Here is a 20931-nt window from a genome sequence, read left to right on the forward strand (position 1 = left end):
ACTACAGAAATTATAGAGCCCAATTTTATTGATTTGATTTCGCCGTGTACTCGCATCACCGATCACGCGCTCAACCTAGTGGAAAAAGTGATTCAGCAACAAATATAAGATTAAACGGCTTTTAGACCTTGGGTTTAAAAGTTTTTTTGTACAGGATTTTTTGGTATATACCATTTACAAAAAAAGGACTTTTGCTTATAATAGAAAGTGACGGAGGTATTCAACATGACAACCTATATCAAAGCAGATGCATTTTATTACCCTTATCAAGTGAAACCGAGTGGTTACCTGGCGATCGAAGGCGATCGTTTTGGAGATTGGCAAGAAAGCGTGCCAGAAAATACGACTATTGTGGATTGGACAGGTTATAGCATTGCGCCTGGTCTAGTGGACACGCATATTCATGGTTTTGCGGGCGCCGATGTGATGGACAATAGCCAAGAATCACTAGAAACAATGAGCCGTGCCCTTTTGGGAGCTGGTGTGACCAGCTTTTTACCAACAGGTTTGACCGCATCATTTGAAACTTTGAATGCTATTTGCCAAACAACAGCAGCTTTTGCAGGGCAAGAAAGCGGTGCCCGTATCAAAGGCCTCTTTTTCGAAGGCCCTTACTTTACTGAAAAATACAAAGGTGCCCAAAACCCTTCTTATATGCGTAATCCTTCTATTAGCGAGTTAGACCAATGGTTGGCTAGTTCTAAGGGCTTGTTGCGTAAGATTGCTCTAGCGCCTGAACGTGAGGACGTTGAGGACTTTATCAACTATGCGACTGACAAAGGTGTGACCGTGGCTTTAGGACATTCTGATGCGACCTTTGACCAAGCCATCAAAGCTGTTGAAGCTGGTGCTTCTGTTTGGGTGCACGCCTACAATGGTATGCGAGGACTCAATCACCGTGAGCCTGGTATGGTTGGTGCCGTTTACGAAATGCCAAATACCTATGCCGAATTGATTTGCGATGGGCACCATGTTCACCCATCAGCTTGTGATATGTTGCTCCACCAAAAAGGCCCTGACCACGTGGCTTTGATTACCGACTGCATGAGCGCTGGCGGATTAAAAGACGGGGATTATATGTTGGGTGAATTTCCTGTTATTGTCGAAAAAGGAACCGCACGCCTCAAATCAAACGGCGCCTTGGCAGGGTCTATTCTCCAACTAAAAGATGCCGTGCAACACGTTGTGGACTGGGGCTTGGTGTCTAAAGCCGAAGCTATTCGCATGGCAACCTTAATCCCAGCCATTTCCGTAGGACTTGATAACGAATGTGGCCAAATCAAAAAAGGCCATCACGCCGACTTTATCGTCCTAGACAAAGACTTGAACCTACAAGCCACTTACCTCGGCGGAAGAAAAGCTTGGGAAGAGTAGATCATTTAGTGACCTACTTTTTCCCTGTCTAGTATTTTTACCTAGACAGGGATTTGCTTTTGTGCTAAAATACTGTCTAAAGAGAGAGGGTCTTATGGCGTTTCCCTAGCGAGTCCGAGTTGGTGGGAGTCGGATGACAATGCTGTGAGTAACTGGCGCTTTCGCTTAGCTAAGGCTAAGTTTAGACACAGATAAAATGAAGTAATAAAATAGGGTGGAACCGCGTTTAAACGCCCCTTATGAGGTATCATGGGAGTGTTTTAGCGGTTTTTTCTTTGGCTAAAATGCACTTGTGATGCGTCACCAGAAATAATGTTTAAGGAGAAGATGATGGCGAAAAAGTTAACATTTCAAGAAATTATTCTAACCTTGCAACAATTTTGGAATGACCAAGGTTGCATGCTCATGCAAGCATATGACAATGAAAAAGGTGCGGGTACGATGAGCCCTTATACCTTCCTTCGTGCAATCGGTCCAGAACCATGGAACGCAGCTTATGTGGAACCATCACGTCGTCCTGCCGATGGACGTTACGGGGAAAACCCAAACCGTCTTTACCAACACCACCAATTCCAAGTGGTTATGAAACCAAGCCCAAGCAATATTCAAGAATTGTACTTGCAATCTTTGGAAAAATTGGGCATCAACCCACTTGAACACGATATTCGTTTTGTTGAGGACAACTGGGAAAACCCATCAACGGGTTCTGCTGGTCTTGGTTGGGAAGTTTGGCTTGACGGTATGGAAATCACTCAGTTCACTTATTTCCAACAAGTTGGTGGTTTGCAAACAGGCCCTGTGACATCAGAAGTGACTTATGGTTTGGAACGTTTGGCATCATACATCCAAGAAGTGGATTCTGTCTATGATATTGAATGGGCTCCAGGTGTTAAATACGGGGAAATTTTCTTACAACCTGAATTTGAACATTCAAAATATTCATTTGAAATTTCAGATCAAGACATGCTTCTTGAAAACTTTGAAAAATACGAAAAAGAAGCTAAACGTTGCTTGGCAGAGCACTTGGTACACCCAGCGTATGACTATGTTTTGAAATGCTCACATACCTTTAATTTGCTGGATGCTCGTGGTGCGGTTTCAGTAACAGAGCGTGCTGGCTACATTGCCCGCATTCGTAATTTGGCGCGTGAAGTCGCTAAAACCTTTGTGGCAGAACGCAAACGCCTTGGTTACCCACTTCTTGATGAAGCCACACGTGAACAATTATTGAAGGAGGATGCTGAATAATGACTAAAAATTTACTTGTAGAACTTGGTTTAGAAGAATTGCCAGCTTATGTCGTGACACCAAGTGAAAAACAATTGGGTAAACGTATGGCAGCCTTTTTGAACGACAAACGTTTGGCATTTGATAGCATCCAAACCTTCTCAACTCCACGTCGTTTGGCGGTTCGTGTGACTGGTTTAGCGGATGCACAAACTGATTTGACAGAAGATTTCAAAGGGCCTTCTAAAAAAATCGCCTTGGATGCTGATGGTCAGTTCACCAAAGCTGCTCAAGGATTTGTGCGTGGAAAAGGTTTGACAACAGACGATATTGAATTCCGCGAAGTGAAAGGTGAAGAATACGTTTACGTTACCAAACACGAAGCTGGAAAATCTGCCGAAGAAGTATTGAAAGATTTGCCAGAAATCCTAGCTGCTATGACTTTCCCAGTTAATATGCACTGGGCAAACAATACCTTTGAATACATTCGTCCCGTTCATACATTGACTGTTCTATTAGACGATGAAGACCTTGACCTTGATTTCTTGGATATTCATTCAGGTCGTGTGAGCCGTGGACATCGTTTCCTTGGTCATGAAGTTGAAATCGCAAATGCAGATTCTTATGAAGATGATTTGCGTCAAGTCTTTGTCATTGCAGATGCCAAAGAACGCCAAGACATGATTGTTAACCAAATCAAAGCCATTGAAAAAGCCCAAAATGTACAAGTGGAAATTGATGACGACTTGCTTAACGAAGTTTTGAACTTGGTCGAATACCCAACTGCCTTTATGGGAAGTTTTGACACTAAATACCTTGACGTTCCAGAAGAAGTGCTTGTTACATCAATGAAAAACCACCAACGTTACTTTGTTGTTCGTGACCAAGACGGCAAGTTGATGCCAAACTTCATTTCCGTGCGTAATGGTAACGACCAATACCTTGACAATGTCATCAAAGGAAATGAAAAAGTGCTTGTGGCGCGTTTGGAAGACGGTGAATTCTTCTGGCGTGAAGACCAAAAACTTAAGATTGCGGACCTTGTCGCAAAACTAGATAACGTGACTTTCCACGAAAAAATCGGTTCGCTTTCAGAACACATGAAACGCAGCAAAGTGATTGCCGCTTACCTTGCTGAAAAAGCTGGCGCTACTGAAACTGAAAAAGCAGCCCTTGCCCGTGCAGCTGAAATCTACAAATTCGACCTATTGACAGGTATGGTCGGTGAGTTTGATGAATTGCAAGGGATTATGGGTGAAAAATATGCCCTTCTTGCAGGCGAAGAACCAGGCGTAGCCACAGCAATTCGCGAACATTATTTGCCAAATGCTGCTGATGGTGATCTTCCAGAAACTAAAGTAGGTGCTCTATTAGCCCTTGCTGATAAATTGGATACTATCTTGTCATTCTTCTCAGTTGGCTTGATTCCATCAGGTTCAAATGACCCATATGCCCTACGTCGTGCAACAGCAGGTGTGGTGCGTATTATGGATGTTTTTGGATTAACTATCCCAATGGATGAATTGCTCGACGACCTTTATGCCTTGTCATTTGATAGCTTGACATACGAGCACAAAGCAGAAGTGATGGACTTTATCCGTGCGCGTGTGGAAAAAATGATGCCAGCTAAAACACCAAAAGACATTCGTGAAGCTGTGTTAGCAAGCACTAATCTTATCGTGCCTGAAATGCTTGAAACAGTAGATGCTTTGGTGGCAGCTAGTCAAACAGAAGGCTACAAAGCAGCAGTAGAAAGCTTATCACGCGTCTTTAACCTAGCTGAAAAAGCTCCAACAGGTGTGAGCGTTGACGCTAGCTTGTTTGAAAATGATGATGAAAAAGCCTTGGACAAGGCCACACAAGACTTGACCTTGTCAGGTACAGCTAGCGACAAATTGGCACAACTCTTTGCTTTGAGCCCAGTTATTGACAAATTCTTTGACAATACCATGGTTATGGTGGATAATGAAGCTGTTAAAAATAATCGTCTAGCTATTTTATCGCAATTAAGCTCTAAAGCTAGCCGCGTGGCTGCCTTTAACAAATTAAACACGAAATAAGCTAGTAAAATCTACTCATTGAGTAGATTTTACTGCTATCTTGAAATAGCTAAGATATCAAAATAGAAAGGAAAACGTATCTTTCTAGCAGGATACGTTTGGGAATGAACTCATGCTTGAAAAGAAAATTGAACGTATCAATGAACTCGCACGCAAGAAAAAAACAGTTGGTTTGACTGGTGAAGAAAAAGTTGAACAAGCTGAATTGCGTAAAGAATACATCGAAGGTTACCGCCGCTCACTCCTTCACCACATCTCTGGTATCAAATTAGTTGACGAGGAAGGAAACGACGTGACACCTGAAAAACTCCGTCAATTGCAACGTGAACGTGGCTTGCACGGCAGAAGCCTTGACGACCCAAATTCATAAAAAGGAAGCTTGGTTATTTTGAAATAACTGAGCTTTTTAAGACTACTAGTTAAAAATTTTCAAGAGATATGATATAATAGAATCCGAACAATTATAGTTTAAGTCCTTAAAAAAGAAAGGTTTCACTCATGACATTTGATGCTATTGATCAGTTGGCAGTCAACACTGTCCGTACGCTTTCGATTGATGCTATTCAAGCAGCTAATTCAGGTCACCCAGGCCTTCCAATGGGAGCTGCTCCGATGGCTTATGTCCTTTGGAATCATGTAATGAATGTTAATCCAAAGACTAGCCGTTCTTGGTCTAACCGCGATCGTTTTGTGCTCTCTGCAGGACATGGTTCTGCCCTTTTATATAGTCTTCTTCATCTATCAGGCTACAAGGTTAGCATGGATGACTTGAAAAACTTCCGTCAGTGGGGCTCAAAAACACCAGGTCACCCAGAAGTCAACCATACAGATGGTGTTGAAGCAACGACTGGACCTCTTGGACAAGGGATTGCAAATGCTGTCGGAATGGCTATGGCAGAAGTGCATTTAGCCGCTAAATTTAACAAACCAGGATTTAATATCGTTGATCATTATACATACGCATTAAATGGTGATGGGTGTCTTATGGAAGGGGTCAGCCAAGAAGCTGCTAGCCTTGCTGGGCATTTGAAACTAGGCAAATTGATCCTTCTTTACGATTCAAATGACATTTCACTAGATGGTTCAACGTCAAAAGCCTTCACAGAAGACATCAAAGAAAAATTTGAATCTTTTGGTTGGCAACATATCTTGGTGAAAGATGGTAACGATTTGGAAGCTATTGCTAAAGCCTTGGCAGATGCAAAAGCTGAAACTGAAAAACCATCTATCATTGAAGTGAAAACCATCATCGGTTACGGTGCTGAAAAACAAGGGACATCAGCTGTTCACGGCGCTCCACTTGGCGCTGAAGGTATTGCTTACGCTAAAAAAGCTTACGGCTGGGATTACCCTGAATTCACCGTTCCTGAAGAAGTCGCAAAACGCTTTGAAGTTGGTATTAAATTCCGCGGAGAAGCTGCTGAAAATGCTTGGCAAACCAAATTCCGTGAATACGAAATGGCTTATCCAGAATTAGCAGCTGAATACAAAAAAGCCTTTGCCAACCAACCTGTAAACGTTGATCTTAAAGCCTTTAACTTGGATTCTAACCAAGCTAGCCGTGTGTCTAGCCAACAAGCAATCCAACAAATTTCTGCCCAAGTGCCATCATTCTGGGGTGGTTCAGCTGACCTCTCGGCTTCAAACAATACCATGGTTGCTAAGGAAACAGATTTCCAACCTGATAATTACATCGGTCGCAACATCTGGTTTGGGGTTCGTGAATTTGCCATGGCTGCTGCTATGAACGGGATTGCCTTGCACGGTGGAACACGTGTTTATGGCGGAACATTCTTCGTCTTTTCAAACTACTTGCTTCCAGCCGTCCGCATGGCAGCTCTTCAACAATTGCCAACCATCTACGTGATGACCCACGATTCTATTGCGGTTGGTGAAGATGGTCCAACACACGAGCCCGTTGAACAATTGGCAAGTGTCCGCTCAATGCCAAACTTGAACGTTATCCGTCCAGCTGATGGTAATGAAACTAACGCTGCTTGGAAACGTGCTTTGGCAGAAACAGACCGTCCAACAATGCTTGTCTTGACACGTCAAAACCTTCCTGTCCTTGAAGGCACTAAGGAAATGGCTGAAGAAGGTGTCAACAAGGGAGCTTACATCATTTCTGAAGCAAAAGGTGACCTTGACGGTATTCTTATCGCAACAGGTTCAGAAGTGAAATTGGCGCTTGATGCGCAAGCTGCTTTGGCAGACAAAGGGGTTCATGTGCGCGTGGTTTCAATGCCAGCACAAAATCTCTTTGACGAACAAGATGCTGCTTACAAAGAAAGCATTCTTCCAGCTGCTGTTACAAAACGTTTGGCAATCGAAGCTGGCTCAAGCTTTGGTTGGGGCAAATATGTTGGTCTTAACGGAAAAACATTGACTATCGATACTTGGGGAGCATCAGCACCAGGTGCTAAGATTTTTGAAGAATATGGCTTTACTGTGGACAACGCTGTGAGCCTTTACGAATCTTTTTAAGATAGACATAAGGTTAAATGCGATAAATCATGAGGGAATGGGTCAAGAAATCATTGAAGGGTGGTTTCGTGCTCATTTCCTTTTTTTGCTATTTTGATAAGGAAAGGAAAATCATAAATGACCGATATACAATTGACCAGCTAGCATCAATAATGGACGGCAATCAGTATTTTGACGTCCATTATTGATGCCAGTCGTGGTGAGATTTAAGTGGATGGCTTGCCTCTGTCAGAAAATCGTGATGCCATTAAAAAACGCATCGGTTATGTGCCAGATTCGCCCGATATCTTTTTGAATTTGACGGCGCGGGAATATTGGTACTTTTTGGCAAAGGTATATGGGGTTGAGCTGTCTGTTGCGGATGAGCGGATAGCACACTTGGCCCAATTGTTTGACATTGCTCAGCAAGCGGATGACTTGATTGACAGTTTTTCGCACGGAATGCGCCAAAAAGTGGTGGTTATTGGGGCACTTATCTCTAATCCTGACCTTTGGGTGCTTGATGAGCCATTGACAGGTCTAGACCCCCAAGCTTCTTTTGATTTAAAGGAAATGATGCAGGCGCACGCGCGTGAGGGCAATATTGTCCTCTTTTCGACCCACGTTCTTGCTGTGGCAGAGCAATTGTGTGACCGCATTGGCATCTTAAAGCACGGGCAATTGATTTTTATAGGGAGTTTAGCAGACTTAAAAGCTAAGTATCCCAACAAGGATTTGGAAACCATTTACCTTGAATTAGCAGGACATCAGATAAAAGAATAGAGGTGAGGTTATGAACTGGTCAACGATTTGGGAATTGATTAAAATCAATATCCTCTATTCTAATCCACAGTCGGTTACGGCAGCCAAACGCAAAAAAGAACGTCGTGCCAATAAGCACTTTTCAGCCTATAAGAGCTTAATGCAGCAACAAGGAATTTTATGTTTGGTGTTTTCAGCCATTTACATTTACCTCTACACAGGTATTGATTTTCGGCATTATCCTGGTTATTTTTCGGCTTATATTGGTATTTTCATGATCGTGTCTTTATTTAGCGGCTTTTCAGCCCTTTACGGTATTTTTTATGAAAGTAACGACACTAAGATTTATGCTCCCTTGCCGATAAAATCCAGTGAGCTATATGTGGCAAAGGTCATTTCGAGTTTTGGCATGACGGCTGTCTTTTTGACCCCGCTCATTTCCTTGTTATTTATCGCTTACAAGCAACTGAGGGGGATAATCTGGGCGATTCCCTTGACTGTACTCATGTTTAGCATTTTATTTTTATCGACGACCATTTTGACCTTATACTTGAATGCTTTGGTTGGGAAAATCATTGTCAGAAGTCGCCACCGCAAGCTAATTTCAACCATTTTAATGTCTATCTCAACCGTGGCAAGTGTGGGTGTTATCCTATACATGAACGTGGTTAATACGCAAGACACTATGCAAGGAGGAATCTTATCAGACCGTCTATCCTTACCGTATTTTAGGGGGTTTTATGATGTGGTTCAGGCACCTTTTCAGACACTCGCTCTCTTGCATTTTTGGTTGCCTTTGCTGATCATGCTGCTTTTAGCAGTAGGAGTTGTGACTTATCTGATACCTAGTTATTTTAGGGAAGTTATTTACGCTCCTAAGCCTTCTGCTAAAAAGAAAGAGACAAGGATTAAGCATCGGTCTTTGCCGTCTGTCATGGTTCGCCACCACTTGTCAACGCTACAAAGTGCGACGCTTTTGGTACAAACCTACCTCATGCCTTTATTTTATGTAGCCATTTTTATCACGCCTGTTCTGACCAGTGGGGTGAGTTTTACCCAGCTCTCCAGTGACTATTTTGGTGTGGCCTTAGTGGTTGGTGCCATGTTCGGGGGATTGTCCTGCACGGCAAATACCTTTGTCGGCGTGGGCGTGTCTTTGGAAAGAAGTGACTTGATTTTTATCAAATCATTGCCTATCAATCTCAAAGGCTTTTTGGTTCAGAAATACCTTGTTTTAGTCAGCTTGCAAGCGAGTGTGCCTGCCCTTGCTTACTTGGTCATTTCCCTTTTTGTCTTGAAATTGCCTCTTGTTTTGACGCTTGCCTTTTGGTGGGAATGCTTGCAGTCATTTTCCTACAAGGACAGTGGTTTTATCGAAGAGATGTGCGTCTGTTAGACTTAAAATGGCAGGACGTGACGCAATTATTTAACCGACGTTATGGGCAATGGCTGACCATGGTGAGTGTTTTTGTGACGCTGATTGTGGGAATGCTTGTGTTTGCTGCTACGCTTTACCTCGGACAACTGTTAAACAATGTGTTTCTAGCAAATAGCCTCGTGACACTTTTCTTACTGGCTATAGGTATCATTAATCAATTCATAATTTATCGCCTCTTTTGGGACCCCCTCTCTAACCAATCGTCATTTTTGTAATATTCTAAGCGGATTTGTATTATCGTCTGAAAAAAAAACAGTTCCTCGGACTGTTTTTTTAGTGTATAATAAGGCATATGAAACGAAATTTTGAAACTGTTAATCGAATTGTGATAAAAATTGGGACAAGTTCACTTGTCATGCCAAATGGCAAAATCAATCTGGAAAAGCTTGACCAGTTGGCCTTTGTGATTTCAAGCTTGATGAACAAGGGCAAAGATGTGATTTTGGTGTCATCAGGTGCCATGGGATTTGGACTAAATGTGTTAAACATGGACAAACGACCGACGGTAATTGCTCGCCAACAAGCTGTATCAAGTGTTGGTCAGGTCGCGATGATGAGTCTGTATTCACAGATTTTTGCACACTATCAGACTAAAGTGAGTCAGCTCTTGATTACGCGTGATGTGGTGGAATATCCTGAAAGTTTGGCGAATTTCACCAATGCTTTTGAAACGCTGTTAAGCATGGGCATTGTGCCGATTGTGAATGAAAATGATGCCATCAGTGTGGACGAGATGGACCATACAACAAAATTTGGGGATAATGACCGTCTATCAGCTATCGTTGCTAAGGTGACAAAGGCTGATTTGTTGATTATGTTGTCAGACATTGACGGCTTGTACGACAAAAACCCAAATATCTATGATGACGCACAACTTCGTAAGCAAGTGACAGAAATCACGGATGAGATTATCAAATCTGCAGGTGGTGCAGGTAGCCGTTTTGGAACAGGTGGAATGCTCAGCAAGATTAAGAGTGCGCAAATGATTTTTGATGCAAACAGTCAAATGATTTTAATGAATGGTGAAAATCCGCGTGATATTTTGAAAGTTCTAGAAGGGGCTCAGATAGGAACCTGGTTTTCACAAGTCAAGTAAAGGAGGAGCTTGATGGGATACATTGATGAATTGGGACAACAAGCAAAGGTAGCTAGCCAAAGTTTGGCAAAACTTGGTACGGCGCAAAAAAATCAGATTTTGGGTCAGGTGGCAGATGCCTTGTTAGCAGAAACGGATGCTATTTTGGCTGAAAATGTTCGTGATGTTGCCAAAGCCAAGGACAATGGCATTTCGCCAGTCATGGTTGACCGTCTGCGTCTGGATGCCAAACGCATTGAAGGGATTGTTGAAGGGGTTCGTCAGGTGGCTGACCTACCCGACCCAATTGGTCAGGTGGTCCGTGGCTACACCAATCTTGATGGCTTGAAAATCGTTCAAAAACGCGTGCCTTTGGGCGTCATTGCGATGATTTTTGAAAGCCGTCCAAATGTTTCGGTGGATGCGTTTAGCCTAGCTTTTAAAACCAGCAATGCCATTATTTTACGCGGTGGACGTGATGCCATTCATTCGAATACAGCACTTGTTACGGTTATCCGTAAAGCGCTAGCGCAAGCAGGTGTGGATGCTAATGCTGTTCAGTTGGTTGAGGATACCAGTCACGCTGTTGCGGAGGAATTGATGCAGGCTGTCGATTATATTGACGTGCTTATTCCACGTGGAGGGGTTCGCCTCATTCAAACGGTTAAGGAAAAATCAAAAGTGCCTGTCATTGAAACAGGTGTCGGTAATGTCCACATTTACGTGGATGATTGGGCAGATCTTGATATGGCGACTAAGATTGTCATCAATGCGAAAACCCAGCGTCCAAGCGTGTGCAATGCCGCTGAAAGTCTGTTGGTTCATGAAGCCGTGGCCGATCAATTCTTGCCGCAATTGGAAAGGGAAATTGCCAAAGTGCATCCTGTGATCTTCCGAGCTGACGACAAAGCACTAGCCATTTTCCAAAATGCAGAAGCCGCTTCAGAAGAGGACTATGCCACAGAATTCTTGGATTATGTGATGTCTGTCAAGGTTGTGGGCTCGCTTGATGAGGCCATTGATTGGGTTAATCGCTACACGACGCATCACTCAGAAGCCATTATCACAAAAGACCTTGAGCACGCGGAACGTTTCCAAGACGAAGTTGATGCAGCTGCCGTTTATGTCAATGCATCAACCCGTTTCACTGATGGCTTTGTCTTTGGCTTGGGAGCAGAAATTGGTATTTCAACCCAAAAAATGCATGCGCGTGGTCCAATGGGACTAGAAGCCCTAACCAGCACCAAATTTTATATCAACGGTCAAGGGCAAATCAGACAATGAAAGAAATAAGAGAAAGCCAGTTTGGTTTTCTCTTATTTGTTTGTCCCATCAGTTGGATACCCGAGGGTGGAACTTGTTATATCGACATTTCATTTTTTATGCTATAATGAAAGGTATGACAAAAGATTTTCATCATATAACAGTACTTCTACACGAAACCGTTGATATGCTTGATGTCAAGCCAGATGGTATCTATGTAGATGCCACGCTGGGTGGTGCTGGACATAGTGAATACTTGCTTTCAAAACTAGGTCCCAAAGGGCACCTCTATGCGTTTGACCAAGACCAAACGGCTATTGATAATGCACACATTCGTTTAAAACCATATATTGACAAAGGACAAGTGACCTTCATCAAGGACAACTTTAGGCATTTAAAATCTCAGCTGGCCGCTCATGGTGTTAGTGAAATTGATGGGATTTTATATGATTTAGGGGTATCTAGCCCTCAGCTTGATGAACGCCAACGTGGATTTTCTTATAAAAAAGATGCTCCGCTCGATATGCGTATGAATCGTGATCAAGACCTCTCAGCTTATGATGTGGTCAATACCTATGATTATCATGATTTAGTTCGTATTTTTTTTAAGTATGGCGAAGACAAATTTTCAAAACAAATTGCCCGTAAGATTGAGCAAGCAAGGCAAGTGAAGCCGATTGAAACAACGACTGAATTGGCAGAGATTATCAAGTCAGCCAAACCAGCTAAGGCATTGAAGAAAAAAGGACATCCTGCCAAACAAATTTTCCAAGCCATTCGTATCGAAGTAAACGACGAACTAGGCGCGGCGGATGAATCCATTCAACAAGCGATTGATTTGTTGGCTGTTGACGGTCGGATATCTGTGATTACCTTCCATTCGCTAGAGGACCGCTTGACCAAACAATTGTTCAAAGAAGCCTCAACGGTGGAAGTTCCCAAAGGATTGCCTTTTATTCCTGAGGATATGCAGCCCACTTTGGCTTTGGTAAATCGCAAACCAATCCTGCCAAGTGAGGAAGAATTACAAGCTAACAACCGCTCCCATTCAGCCAAACTAAGAGTGGCTAGAAAGGTTCACAAAAATCATGACGAACAATAATCGAAATATAGCGATCTCCAATGCTCTAAGAAAGCGAATGAGAACCTTCAATCGCATCGAAAAAGTCTTTTACGGGACTGTTATCCTGACTGCGATTATCATGGCGATTAGTATTGTTTACCTACAAAGTCGCAATTTAGAAGTGCAGCAGGAAATCACCAATCTCAACAGCCAGATTAGTGATGTTCAAACGGAGTACAACAACGCCAAGCAGGAAGTGAATGAATTGACCAGTCGCGACCGCATTCAAAAAATTGCTAGGCAAGAAGGTTTAAGTAGCCAACAAAATAACATTAAGCAGGTGGAGTAGTCTATGAGAAACTTAAAAAATCGTTTTTTAGGCTATGTGCTAAGAGATAGACGAACGCCTAATAAAAATCGAGAGCACGTTGGGCAGAATCTGATGCTTCTGGCCATCTTTCTCTTTTTTATATTTATCATTAATTTCGCCATCATTATCGGAGCAGACACACGGTTTGGGCATAATTTATCCAAGGAAGCTTCTGAGGTCTATCAGCAAGAAGTCACGGTTCAAGCCAAGCGTGGGACCATTTATGACCGCAACGGTGTTGCCTTAGCTGAGGATTCAACGACTTATAGCGTTTATGCGATTATTTCAAAATCTTATGTGTCTTCAACAGGTGAAAAGCTCTATGTAAAAAAATCGCAGTACAACAAGGTAGCTGAGATTTTAAATGAGCAGTTAGGCATTGATAAAGATAAAATCTTAGAACAATTAAACCAAAAAGGCTTGTTCCAGGTATCTTTTGGTAGTTCAGGCTCAGGCCTGACTTACAGCAAGAAGTCAGCCATTGCTCAAGCCATGGAAGAAGCTGGTATCAAGGGAATTGGTTTTGATTCAACGCCAGGTCGCCTCTATCCAAACGGTGTTTTTGCCTCTCAATTTATTGGTTTGACCCAATTAAAAGAAAATAAAGACGGAAAAACCTCTAGTTTGGTGGGTGCGTCTGGTATTGAAGCTTCGTTAAATAACATTTTGTCAGGGATAGATGGTAGTGTGATTTACCAAAAAGACAAAAACGGTAACCTCCTTCTTGGTACGGAAAAAGAAGTGAAAAAAGCGGTTGACGGGAAAGACGTTTATACTACTTTATCGGAGCCATTGCAATCTTATTTGGAATCGCAAATGGATATTTTCCAAGAACACGCCAAAGGGAAATATGCTAGTGCAACCGTTGTCAATGCCAAGACAGGTGAAATTTTAGCGACAACGCAACGCCCAACTTACAATGCCCAAACGCTTGAAGGCTACAATGTGGATAACCTCAAAACGTGGAACAACCTCCTATATCAAAGCTACTATGAGCCAGGTTCAACCATGAAAGTAATGACTTTGGCATCTGCCATTGATGAAGGGGTTTTTTCACCAAATGAAGTGATTTCAACCATCAACGGGATTACCATTGCCGATACGACTATCAACGACTGGAACGTCAATGAAGGAAATACATCAGTACAATACTTGACCTATGCACAAGGGTTCGCTTGGTCAAGTAACGTTGCGATGACTAGTCTTGAACAAAAAATGGGCAATGACAAATGGTTGACTTATCTTACTCGCTTTAGATTTGGTTACCCAACTCGCTTTGGAATGCTCAACGAGGTTAGCGGTATTTTACCATCTGACAATGAAGTAACAATTGCTATGAGTGCCTTTGGTCAAGGGATTGGTGTGACACAGGTGCAAATGTTACGTGCTTTCACAGCGATTTCTAACAATGGGGTCATGTTGGAGCCAAAATTCATCAGCCAAATTTATGACCCAAATAATAATTCAGCCCGTGTGGCATCGACTGAGGTTGTGGGAAATCCTGTATCAGAAGATGCGGCCAATCAAACACTTGGTTATATGGTGACCGTCGGAACAGACCCGAAATTTGGTACCTTGTATAGCGCAGCTCTTGGTGGCCCAATTATCCAAGTGGGGAATTATTCTGTGGCGGTTAAATCAGGAACGGCTCAGATTGCAGCATCCGCTGAAGAAGGTGGAGGGTATTTGACTGGCTCAAATGACTATCTCTACTCTGTTGTTGCTATGGTGCCTTCAGAAGACCCTGATTTTATCATGTACGTGACCCTTCAACAACCGTCAGAAGCCTTCAATTTCCTTTATTTGCAAGATGTGGTTAATCCTGTTTTGGAAAGAGCCATGATGATGAAGGATACCTTGACGACTACAGCTGTCACAGGTGCTAGCTCAGAAACCACTTATAAACTCAAAGATTATATTGGCAAGAGCCCAGGTGATACCGCCCAAGAACTCCGTGACAATCTTGTTCACCCAGTTGTTGTGGGAACTGGCAGCGAAATCAAGAAAATGTCTAAAGCTGTCGGCAGCAATTTGTCTGAAAATGAACAAATCTTACTGTGGACAGGAAGCCTCAAAGAAGTTCCTGATATGTACGGCTGGACAAAAGAAAATGTGGAACAATTCTCGAACTGGTCAGGTATCAAGATTAAGTTTAAGGGCTCTGATTCTGGAACGGTCGTCAAACAAAGTGTCGCCTCAGAAACCGACATTAAAGGTGTTAAAAAAATTACTATTACTCTAGGAGATTAAGATGTTTTTAAGTTTTGTCGCAGGTATCCTATCCTTTGTCTTAACGATACTTGCCATGCCTTCTTTCATTCGTTTCTACCAATTGAAAAAAATTGGTGGTCAGCAAATGCACGAAGATGTTAAGCAACATTTGGCAAAAGCTGGTACTCCAACTATGGGAGGAACTGTCTTTCTAACCGTTGCCCTTTTAGTGACTGTCTTCTTTAGCTTTTTTGTAGCAAAAGAATCTGGTACAGCCATGTGGACAACGGCGGGGATTTTGCTGGTCATTCTGATTTATGGAATTATCGGTTTTCTTGATGATTTCCTCAAAATCTTTCGACAAATCAATGAGGGACTAACTCCGTGGCAAAAGATGAGCCTGCAAATCATCGGTGGTTTGATTTTCTATTTTGTTCACGTTCGCTCAAGTGGTATCGATGACCTGAATGTCTTTGGGTTTGATGTTCACCTTGGTTGGTTTTACATTTTCTTTGTTCTCTTTTGGATTGTCGGTTTTTCAAATGCGGTTAATTTGACTGATGGTATTGATGGCTTGGCCTCTATTTCCGTTGCCATTAGTTTGGCAGCTTACGGTGTGATTGCCGTGGTGCAAAAACAATTTGACGTGTTGTTGATTATCATTACCATGATTGGAGCTTTGTTTGGTTTCTTTGTCTTTAACCACAAACCAGCCAAAATTTTCATGGGTGATGTGGGAAGTTTGGCTTTAGGAGCGATGTTAGCAGCAATTTCCATTGCCCTTCGCCAAGAATGGACTTTGTTACTTATTGGTATTGTCTATGTCTTTGAAACTAGCTCTGTTATGTTGCAAGTGGCTTATTTCAAATACACCAAACGAAAATATGGAGAAGGTCGCCGTATTTTCCGCATGACGCCTTTCCACCACCATTTGGAATTGGGAGGATTGACAGGAAAAGCGGAGCGCTGGTCTGAATGGCGAGTGGATGCCTTCCTTTGGAGCGTTGGGGCTATCGGCAGCTTGCTCACCCTAGCCTTCCTTTATCTCTTTTAAAAATAGTTGAGTCAAGATATTTTCTTGGCTTTTTTGTATCCCAGTGAGTCATTTTGCCTTAATATGCCATTTAATGATATAATAAAAAGGTGTCCATGTGTTTACTCACGAAAATAGAGGCGGTGCTTTTTGAGCGAATAGCTCAGCAGCTTGCCCAAAAGAATGTACGATAAAAGAAATAAGGAGAATCGAGGTAGCAATGTCTTTTAACGACTTTAATTTTAAACCTTTTATTCGAGAGGCGCTTCAAGAATTAGCCTTTCAAAACCCAACACCCGTGCAACAAAAGTTAATTCCTGTTGTGCGCTTAGGTCGTGATTTGGTGGGAGAATCAAAAACAGGTTCTGGGAAAACCCACACCTTTTTATTGCCAATTTTTGAGCAATTAGATGCGACAAGTAAGGACGTTCAGGCAGTTATTACAGCCCCAAGCCGTGAATTGGCCACGCAAATTTACCAAGCTGCTAAACAAATTGCTAAGCATTCTGAGGTACCAGTTCGTTTGGCAAACTATGTTGGAGGGACAGATAAGGCTAGACAAATCGAGCGACTCAAGACCAGCCAACCCCATATCGTCATCGGAACGCCAGGCCGTATTTATGATTTGGTTAAATCCGGCGATTTGAAAATCTACAAGGCCCGCACTTTTGTTGTCGACGAGGCTGATATGACCTTAGACATGGGATTCTTGGATACAGTTGATAAGATTGCTGGGACTTTGCCAAAAGACGTTCAAATTCTGGTCTTTTCAGCGACCATTCCGCAAAAATTACAGCCATTTTTGAAGAAATACTTGACCAATCCTGTGATGGAAAAAATCGTAACGCATACGGTGATTTCAGATACCATTGACAACTGGTTGATTTCAACGAAGGGCCGTGCTAAAAATGAGCAAATTTTGGCAATTACCAAGGCCATTCGTCCTTATATTGCGATGATTTTCGCCAATACCAAGGAACGTGTTGATGAGTTGCACAGCTATCTTGCATCAAATGGTTTGAAAGTGGCTAAAATCCACGGTGGCATTCCGCCAAGAGAACGCAAGCGTACCATGAACCAAATCAAAAACATGGCTTATGAATATGTGGTGGCGACTGACTTGGCTGCGCGTGGTATTGATATTGAAGGGGTTAGTCATGTTATCAATGATGCCATTCCGCAAGATTTGTCCTTCTTTGTGCACCGTGTTGGGCGTACAGGTCGTAATGGTCTAAGCGGCGTTGCAATTACCCTTTACCAACCAAGCGATGATTCAGACATTCGTGAATTGGAAAAAATGGGAATTACCTTTGTGCCAAAAGTCCTTAAAAATGGCGAATTCCAAGACACCTATGACCGAGACCGCCGTGCCAATCGTGAAAAATCGTATCAAAAATTAGATACTGAAATGATTGGTTTGGTTAAGAAGAAAAAGAAAAAAATCAAACCGGGTTATAAGAAAAAAATCCAATGGAAAGTTGAAGAAAAACGTAAACGTGAGCGTCGTGCGGCTAACCGTGCCAAAGGACGTGCAGAACGTAAAGCCAAAAAACAAACTTTCTAAGATATGTGGTGGAACCAAACCTTGTTCCCAGCTAAATGATTCTCTATCATCTGTTGCGATGATTATATAATCCTCAAAGAGATCTGCGACGCTTGTTTCAGGTCTTTTTTTGTCAATTTTTGTGCTTATGGTTTTGATAGTTTTTTCTTATCAGTGCTATAAAAAATATGTATTGGGAAAGTTGCTCTAAGTTTGATAGACTGTAACAGATTAAAAGAAAAGAGGACGCCTTATGAAAAAGAAATCTGTTATACTGTTAAGCACCCTAGCCCTAATTTTCCTAGCCGTTTTGTCGGCTTGTTCAACTCAATCACAAAACCAGTCTGACGGTAAAACGGTGATTAAGGTCGCAACAGATTCTGATACGGCTCCTTTTACCTACAAAGATGGAAAGACCTACAAAGGCTACGATATTGACGTGGTCAAGGCCATTTTCAAGGATTCAAAGGACTACCAAGTCGAATTTGTCACAACGCCTTTTGATTCCATTTTGACAGGAATTGATGCGGGACGTTACCAAATTGCGGCCAATGATTTTAACTACAATGAACAACGTGCCCAAAAATACCTGTTCTCTGACCCTATTTCTCGCTCAAATGCGGCTATTGTCAGTCAAAAAGGCACACAATACAGCAGTTTGGACGACTTATCAGGTAAAAGCACAGAAGTCATTTCAGGAACCAATTATGCGCAAATCCTTGAAAAATGGAACACTGATCACCCTGACAAAACCCCTATTCAAATCAATTATGTGTCTAGCTCAACTGGGGTGACCACACGTGTCCAACGCGTTGAAAATGGCAATATTGACTTTATTTTATACGATGCCATTTCAGCTGAGTACATTGCCAAGGACCAAGGGTTTGATGTGACGGTGACCAAACTCAGCGACCAAGTTGGGGACAAGACAGACGGTTTAGAATACCTTGTCTTTGCGGACACCAAAGAAGGAAAAGAACTCCAAAGCTTTGTCAATAAACGCCTTAAAACTTTGAAAAAAGATGGGACTTTGGCTAGCTTGAGCGAAACTTACTTTGGTGGGGACTATGTGTCAGGGCTTGATTAGTACCTAGGCTTTCATCCATTAAGAAAAGATAAGCTTTGATGACGATATGGAAAGGAGAATGTTATGTCATTTACGATACTTGCTTCAGGTTTATCTTGGTATGACCGTTTACTCGAACACATTCCAGAAGGTCATCTCTTTAGTTGGCGTGCGGTTTTTGATGCCATGCCATCTATCATTGAACGTGTTCCAGTCATGCTGGGCTTGACCTTGGGCGGTGCGGTTTTTGGTATTTTGCTCGCTTTGCTTTTTGCGATTGTCAAAATCAATCAAACCAAAATCTTGTATCCCATTCAGTCCGTTGTTGTGAGTTTCCTACGTGGGACGCCTATCTTGGTTCAATTGATGTTGAGTTATTATGGGATTCCCTTGTTTTTGAAATTTTTAAATCAAAAGTACGGTTTTGATTGGAATATCAATGCCATTCCAGCGTCGGTTTTTGCCATTACGGCTTTTGCCTTAAATAATGCAGCCTATGCCAGCGAAACCATTCGTGCTGCCATTCAGGCGGTTAATGCAGGTGAAATTGAGGCGGCTAAGAGTTTGGGGATGACCAATCTTCAAGTCTACCGCCGTGTGATTATCCCTAATGCAGCCGTGATTGCCACACCAACCCTTATCAATAGCTTGATTGGTTTGACAAAAGAAACATCTTTGGCTTTTAACGTTGGGATTATTGAAATGTTTGCCCAAGCTCAAATCTTGGGTGGTTCGGACTATCGTTATTTTGAACGCTATATTGCGGTAGCTTTGGTTTACTGGGCAGTCAGCATTATCATTGAACAAACAGGACGTCTTATTGAAAAGAAATTATCAATTGAGCCTCCTAAGACCAGTTTAGAAACGCAAGAGGTGATTGCTAATGATTAAAATCAGTCATTTAACCAAAACTTTTTCAGGGCAAAAGGTTTTAGATGGTATTGATGTCACCATTCAAAAAGGTGAGGTGATTGCCATTGTCGGAGCATCAGGAGCAGGAAAATCAACCTTTTTACGCAGCCTAAATTATCTAGAAAAGCCTGATAGTGGCACAATTCAAATCGATGATTTTAAGGTTGACTTTCAAACGATTAGCACAGAAGAAATCTTGACCCTACGTCGCAAATTAGCGATGGTTTTCCAACAATTCAACCTTTTTGAGCGTCGCACAGCACTTGATAACGTCAAAGAAGGGCTTAAAATTGTTAAGAAAATGCCTGATGACCAAGCCACCAAAATTGCCAAGGAAGAGCTGGCTAAGGTTGGGTTATCAGACCGTGAAAACCATTACCCCAAACAATTATCAGGGGGGCAAAAACAACGGGTTGGCTTGGCGCGTGCACTTGCCATGAAACCTGATGTCTTGTTGCTGGACGAACCAACATCAGCCTTGGACCCAGAATTGGTTGGTGAAGTGGAAAAATCCATTGCCAATGCGGCTAAGGATGGGCAAACCATGATTTTGGTCAGTCACGATATGAATTTTGTCTATCAAGTCGCTGATTATGTGCTTTTCTTGGATAAGGGACATATCATCGAATCAGGCACACCTGAGGAACTCTTTAAACACCCTAAAGAAGAACGCACCAAAGAATTTTTCGCAAACTACCAAAAAACGTACATTTAAAGCCTAAATTTTGTTATAATGAGAGCCAGAAGTCTTTTGGCTCTTTTTATCAAATGAAAACAATGATAGGATAAGATATGTTTTTAGAAATATTAGGTTTTTACCTACAAGGACTATTATCAGGGCTTGTCTTTGCGATTGTTGCGGCTATTTTATGGACCTTGTGGCGCGTTTTTCGCCATTTGGATAAGACAGCCAAAGAACGTCAAGCCTTTTTGTATGACTTGGTGACCATCATTTTAATGACGGTACCCGTTTTGTCGTTTGCGTTTATGGCGATTATTTTAATGTTGCGAGCCTAATGATTGAAATTGGCTTGCTTGACTGATATAATGAAAAAACGAAAACAGTTGAGG

17 protein-coding genes and 1 pseudogene are annotated in these 20931 nt (G+C 42.2%); all 18 read left to right on the forward strand.

Annotated elements, in window-relative coordinates; genetic code table 11:
• Nucleotides 1-225 precede the first annotated feature (225 nt).
• The 18 genes and pseudogenes from nagA to B3473_RS01465 all read left to right on the forward strand — a co-directional run bounded on the left by nagA (nucleotide 226) and on the right by B3473_RS01465 (nucleotide 20877).
• Complete coding sequence (gene nagA / locus B3473_RS01380; protein WP_154454671.1) at nucleotides 226-1374, forward strand: N-acetylglucosamine-6-phosphate deacetylase; 1149 nt, start codon at nucleotides 226-228, stop codon at nucleotides 1372-1374.
• Nucleotides 1375-1704: 330 nt separating this feature from the next.
• Nucleotides 1705-2622 (forward strand): glycine--tRNA ligase subunit alpha, encoded by a 918-nt coding sequence (glyQ, locus tag B3473_RS01385; RefSeq protein WP_154454670.1) that lies wholly within the window; start codon nucleotides 1705-1707, stop codon nucleotides 2620-2622.
• Entirely contained in the window at nucleotides 2622-4661 is a 2040-nt protein-coding gene (glyS, locus tag B3473_RS01390) for a glycine--tRNA ligase subunit beta (RefSeq protein ID WP_154454669.1), read from the forward strand. The genes glyQ and glyS overlap by 1 nt, the downstream gene beginning before the upstream one ends.
• A gap of 112 nt (nucleotides 4662-4773) precedes the next feature.
• Nucleotides 4774-5031, forward strand: a complete 258-nt coding sequence (locus tag B3473_RS01395) for a DUF896 family protein (protein ID WP_154454668.1) — start codon at nucleotides 4774-4776, stop codon at nucleotides 5029-5031.
• Nucleotides 5032-5159: 128 nt separating this feature from the next.
• The gene (gene tkt, locus B3473_RS01400; RefSeq protein ID WP_154454667.1) at nucleotides 5160-7145 is read left to right on the forward strand and encodes a transketolase; all 1986 of its coding nucleotides are present in this window, start codon (nucleotides 5160-5162) and stop codon (nucleotides 7143-7145) included.
• Between the two features lie 156 nt (nucleotides 7146-7301).
• Nucleotides 7302-7907: pseudogene (locus B3473_RS01405) on the forward strand (ABC transporter ATP-binding protein); the annotation flags it as partial.
• Nucleotides 7908-7917: 10 nt separating this feature from the next.
• A complete protein-coding gene (locus tag B3473_RS01410; protein WP_264879673.1) occupies nucleotides 7918-9282 on the forward strand; it encodes an ABC transporter permease in 1365 nt (454 codons plus the stop codon).
• A 334-nt stretch (nucleotides 9283-9616) separates the two neighbouring features.
• A complete protein-coding gene (proB, locus tag B3473_RS01415) occupies nucleotides 9617-10420 on the forward strand; it encodes a glutamate 5-kinase (protein ID WP_154454666.1) in 804 nt (267 codons plus the stop codon).
• A gap of 12 nt (nucleotides 10421-10432) precedes the next feature.
• Nucleotides 10433-11683 (forward strand): glutamate-5-semialdehyde dehydrogenase, encoded by a 1251-nt coding sequence (locus B3473_RS01420; protein WP_154454665.1) that lies wholly within the window; start codon nucleotides 10433-10435, stop codon nucleotides 11681-11683.
• 115 nt (nucleotides 11684-11798) lie between these two features.
• Nucleotides 11799-12764, forward strand: coding sequence for a 16S rRNA (cytosine(1402)-N(4))-methyltransferase RsmH (rsmH, locus tag B3473_RS01425; RefSeq protein WP_293651014.1), 966 nt, complete (start codon nucleotides 11799-11801; stop codon nucleotides 12762-12764).
• Entirely contained in the window at nucleotides 12751-13074 is a 324-nt protein-coding gene (gene ftsL / locus B3473_RS01430) for a cell division protein FtsL (RefSeq protein ID WP_154454663.1), read from the forward strand. The genes rsmH and ftsL overlap by 14 nt, the downstream gene beginning before the upstream one ends.
• A gap of 3 nt (nucleotides 13075-13077) precedes the next feature.
• Nucleotides 13078-15345 (forward strand): penicillin-binding protein PBP2X, encoded by a 2268-nt coding sequence (pbp2X, locus tag B3473_RS01435; protein WP_154454662.1) that lies wholly within the window; start codon nucleotides 13078-13080, stop codon nucleotides 15343-15345.
• Between the two features lies 1 nt (nucleotide 15346).
• A complete protein-coding gene (gene mraY, locus B3473_RS01440) occupies nucleotides 15347-16360 on the forward strand; it encodes a phospho-N-acetylmuramoyl-pentapeptide-transferase (protein ID WP_154454661.1) in 1014 nt (337 codons plus the stop codon).
• Nucleotides 16361-16559: 199 nt separating this feature from the next.
• Nucleotides 16560-17903, forward strand: a complete 1344-nt coding sequence (locus B3473_RS01445) for a DEAD/DEAH box helicase (RefSeq protein ID WP_154454660.1) — start codon at nucleotides 16560-16562, stop codon at nucleotides 17901-17903.
• A gap of 232 nt (nucleotides 17904-18135) precedes the next feature.
• Entirely contained in the window at nucleotides 18136-18969 is an 834-nt protein-coding gene (locus B3473_RS01450; RefSeq protein WP_154454659.1) for a transporter substrate-binding domain-containing protein, read from the forward strand.
• Between the two features lie 63 nt (nucleotides 18970-19032).
• Complete coding sequence (locus B3473_RS01455; RefSeq protein WP_154454658.1) at nucleotides 19033-19839, forward strand: amino acid ABC transporter permease; 807 nt, start codon at nucleotides 19033-19035, stop codon at nucleotides 19837-19839.
• Entirely contained in the window at nucleotides 19832-20575 is a 744-nt protein-coding gene (locus B3473_RS01460; protein WP_154454657.1) for an amino acid ABC transporter ATP-binding protein, read from the forward strand. The genes B3473_RS01455 and B3473_RS01460 overlap by 8 nt, the downstream gene beginning before the upstream one ends.
• 77 nt (nucleotides 20576-20652) lie before the next feature.
• Entirely contained in the window at nucleotides 20653-20877 is a 225-nt protein-coding gene (locus B3473_RS01465) for a DUF4059 family protein (RefSeq protein ID WP_154454656.1), read from the forward strand.
• Nucleotides 20878-20931: the final 54 nt, after the last annotated feature.

It is taken from the genome of Streptococcus sp. UBA632, assembly GCF_002300045.1.
Lineage (GTDB): Bacteria > Bacillota > Bacilli > Lactobacillales > Streptococcaceae > Streptococcus > Streptococcus alactolyticus.

Coding starts and splice junctions, on each gene's coding strand:
- nagA (WP_154454671.1), top strand. CDS start 226: ATGACAACCTATATCAAAGCAGATGCATTTTATTACCCTTATCAAGTG.
- glyQ (WP_154454670.1), top strand. CDS start 1,705: ATGGCGAAAAAGTTAACATTTCAAGAAATTATTCTAACCTTGCAACAA.
- glyS (WP_154454669.1), top strand. CDS start 2,622: ATGACTAAAAATTTACTTGTAGAACTTGGTTTAGAAGAATTGCCAGCT.
- B3473_RS01395 (WP_154454668.1), top strand. CDS start 4,774: ATGCTTGAAAAGAAAATTGAACGTATCAATGAACTCGCACGCAAGAAA.
- tkt (WP_154454667.1), top strand. CDS start 5,160: ATGACATTTGATGCTATTGATCAGTTGGCAGTCAACACTGTCCGTACG.
- B3473_RS01410 (WP_264879673.1), top strand. CDS start 7,918: ATGAACTGGTCAACGATTTGGGAATTGATTAAAATCAATATCCTCTAT.
- proB (WP_154454666.1), top strand. CDS start 9,617: ATGAAACGAAATTTTGAAACTGTTAATCGAATTGTGATAAAAATTGGG.
- B3473_RS01420 (WP_154454665.1), top strand. CDS start 10,433: ATGGGATACATTGATGAATTGGGACAACAAGCAAAGGTAGCTAGCCAA.
- rsmH (WP_293651014.1), top strand. CDS start 11,799: ATGACAAAAGATTTTCATCATATAACAGTACTTCTACACGAAACCGTT.
- ftsL (WP_154454663.1), top strand. CDS start 12,751: ATGACGAACAATAATCGAAATATAGCGATCTCCAATGCTCTAAGAAAG.
- pbp2X (WP_154454662.1), top strand. CDS start 13,078: ATGAGAAACTTAAAAAATCGTTTTTTAGGCTATGTGCTAAGAGATAGA.
- mraY (WP_154454661.1), top strand. CDS start 15,347: ATGTTTTTAAGTTTTGTCGCAGGTATCCTATCCTTTGTCTTAACGATA.
- B3473_RS01445 (WP_154454660.1), top strand. CDS start 16,560: ATGTCTTTTAACGACTTTAATTTTAAACCTTTTATTCGAGAGGCGCTT.
- B3473_RS01450 (WP_154454659.1), top strand. CDS start 18,136: ATGAAAAAGAAATCTGTTATACTGTTAAGCACCCTAGCCCTAATTTTC.
- B3473_RS01455 (WP_154454658.1), top strand. CDS start 19,033: ATGTCATTTACGATACTTGCTTCAGGTTTATCTTGGTATGACCGTTTA.
- B3473_RS01460 (WP_154454657.1), top strand. CDS start 19,832: ATGATTAAAATCAGTCATTTAACCAAAACTTTTTCAGGGCAAAAGGTT.
- B3473_RS01465 (WP_154454656.1), top strand. CDS start 20,653: ATGTTTTTAGAAATATTAGGTTTTTACCTACAAGGACTATTATCAGGG.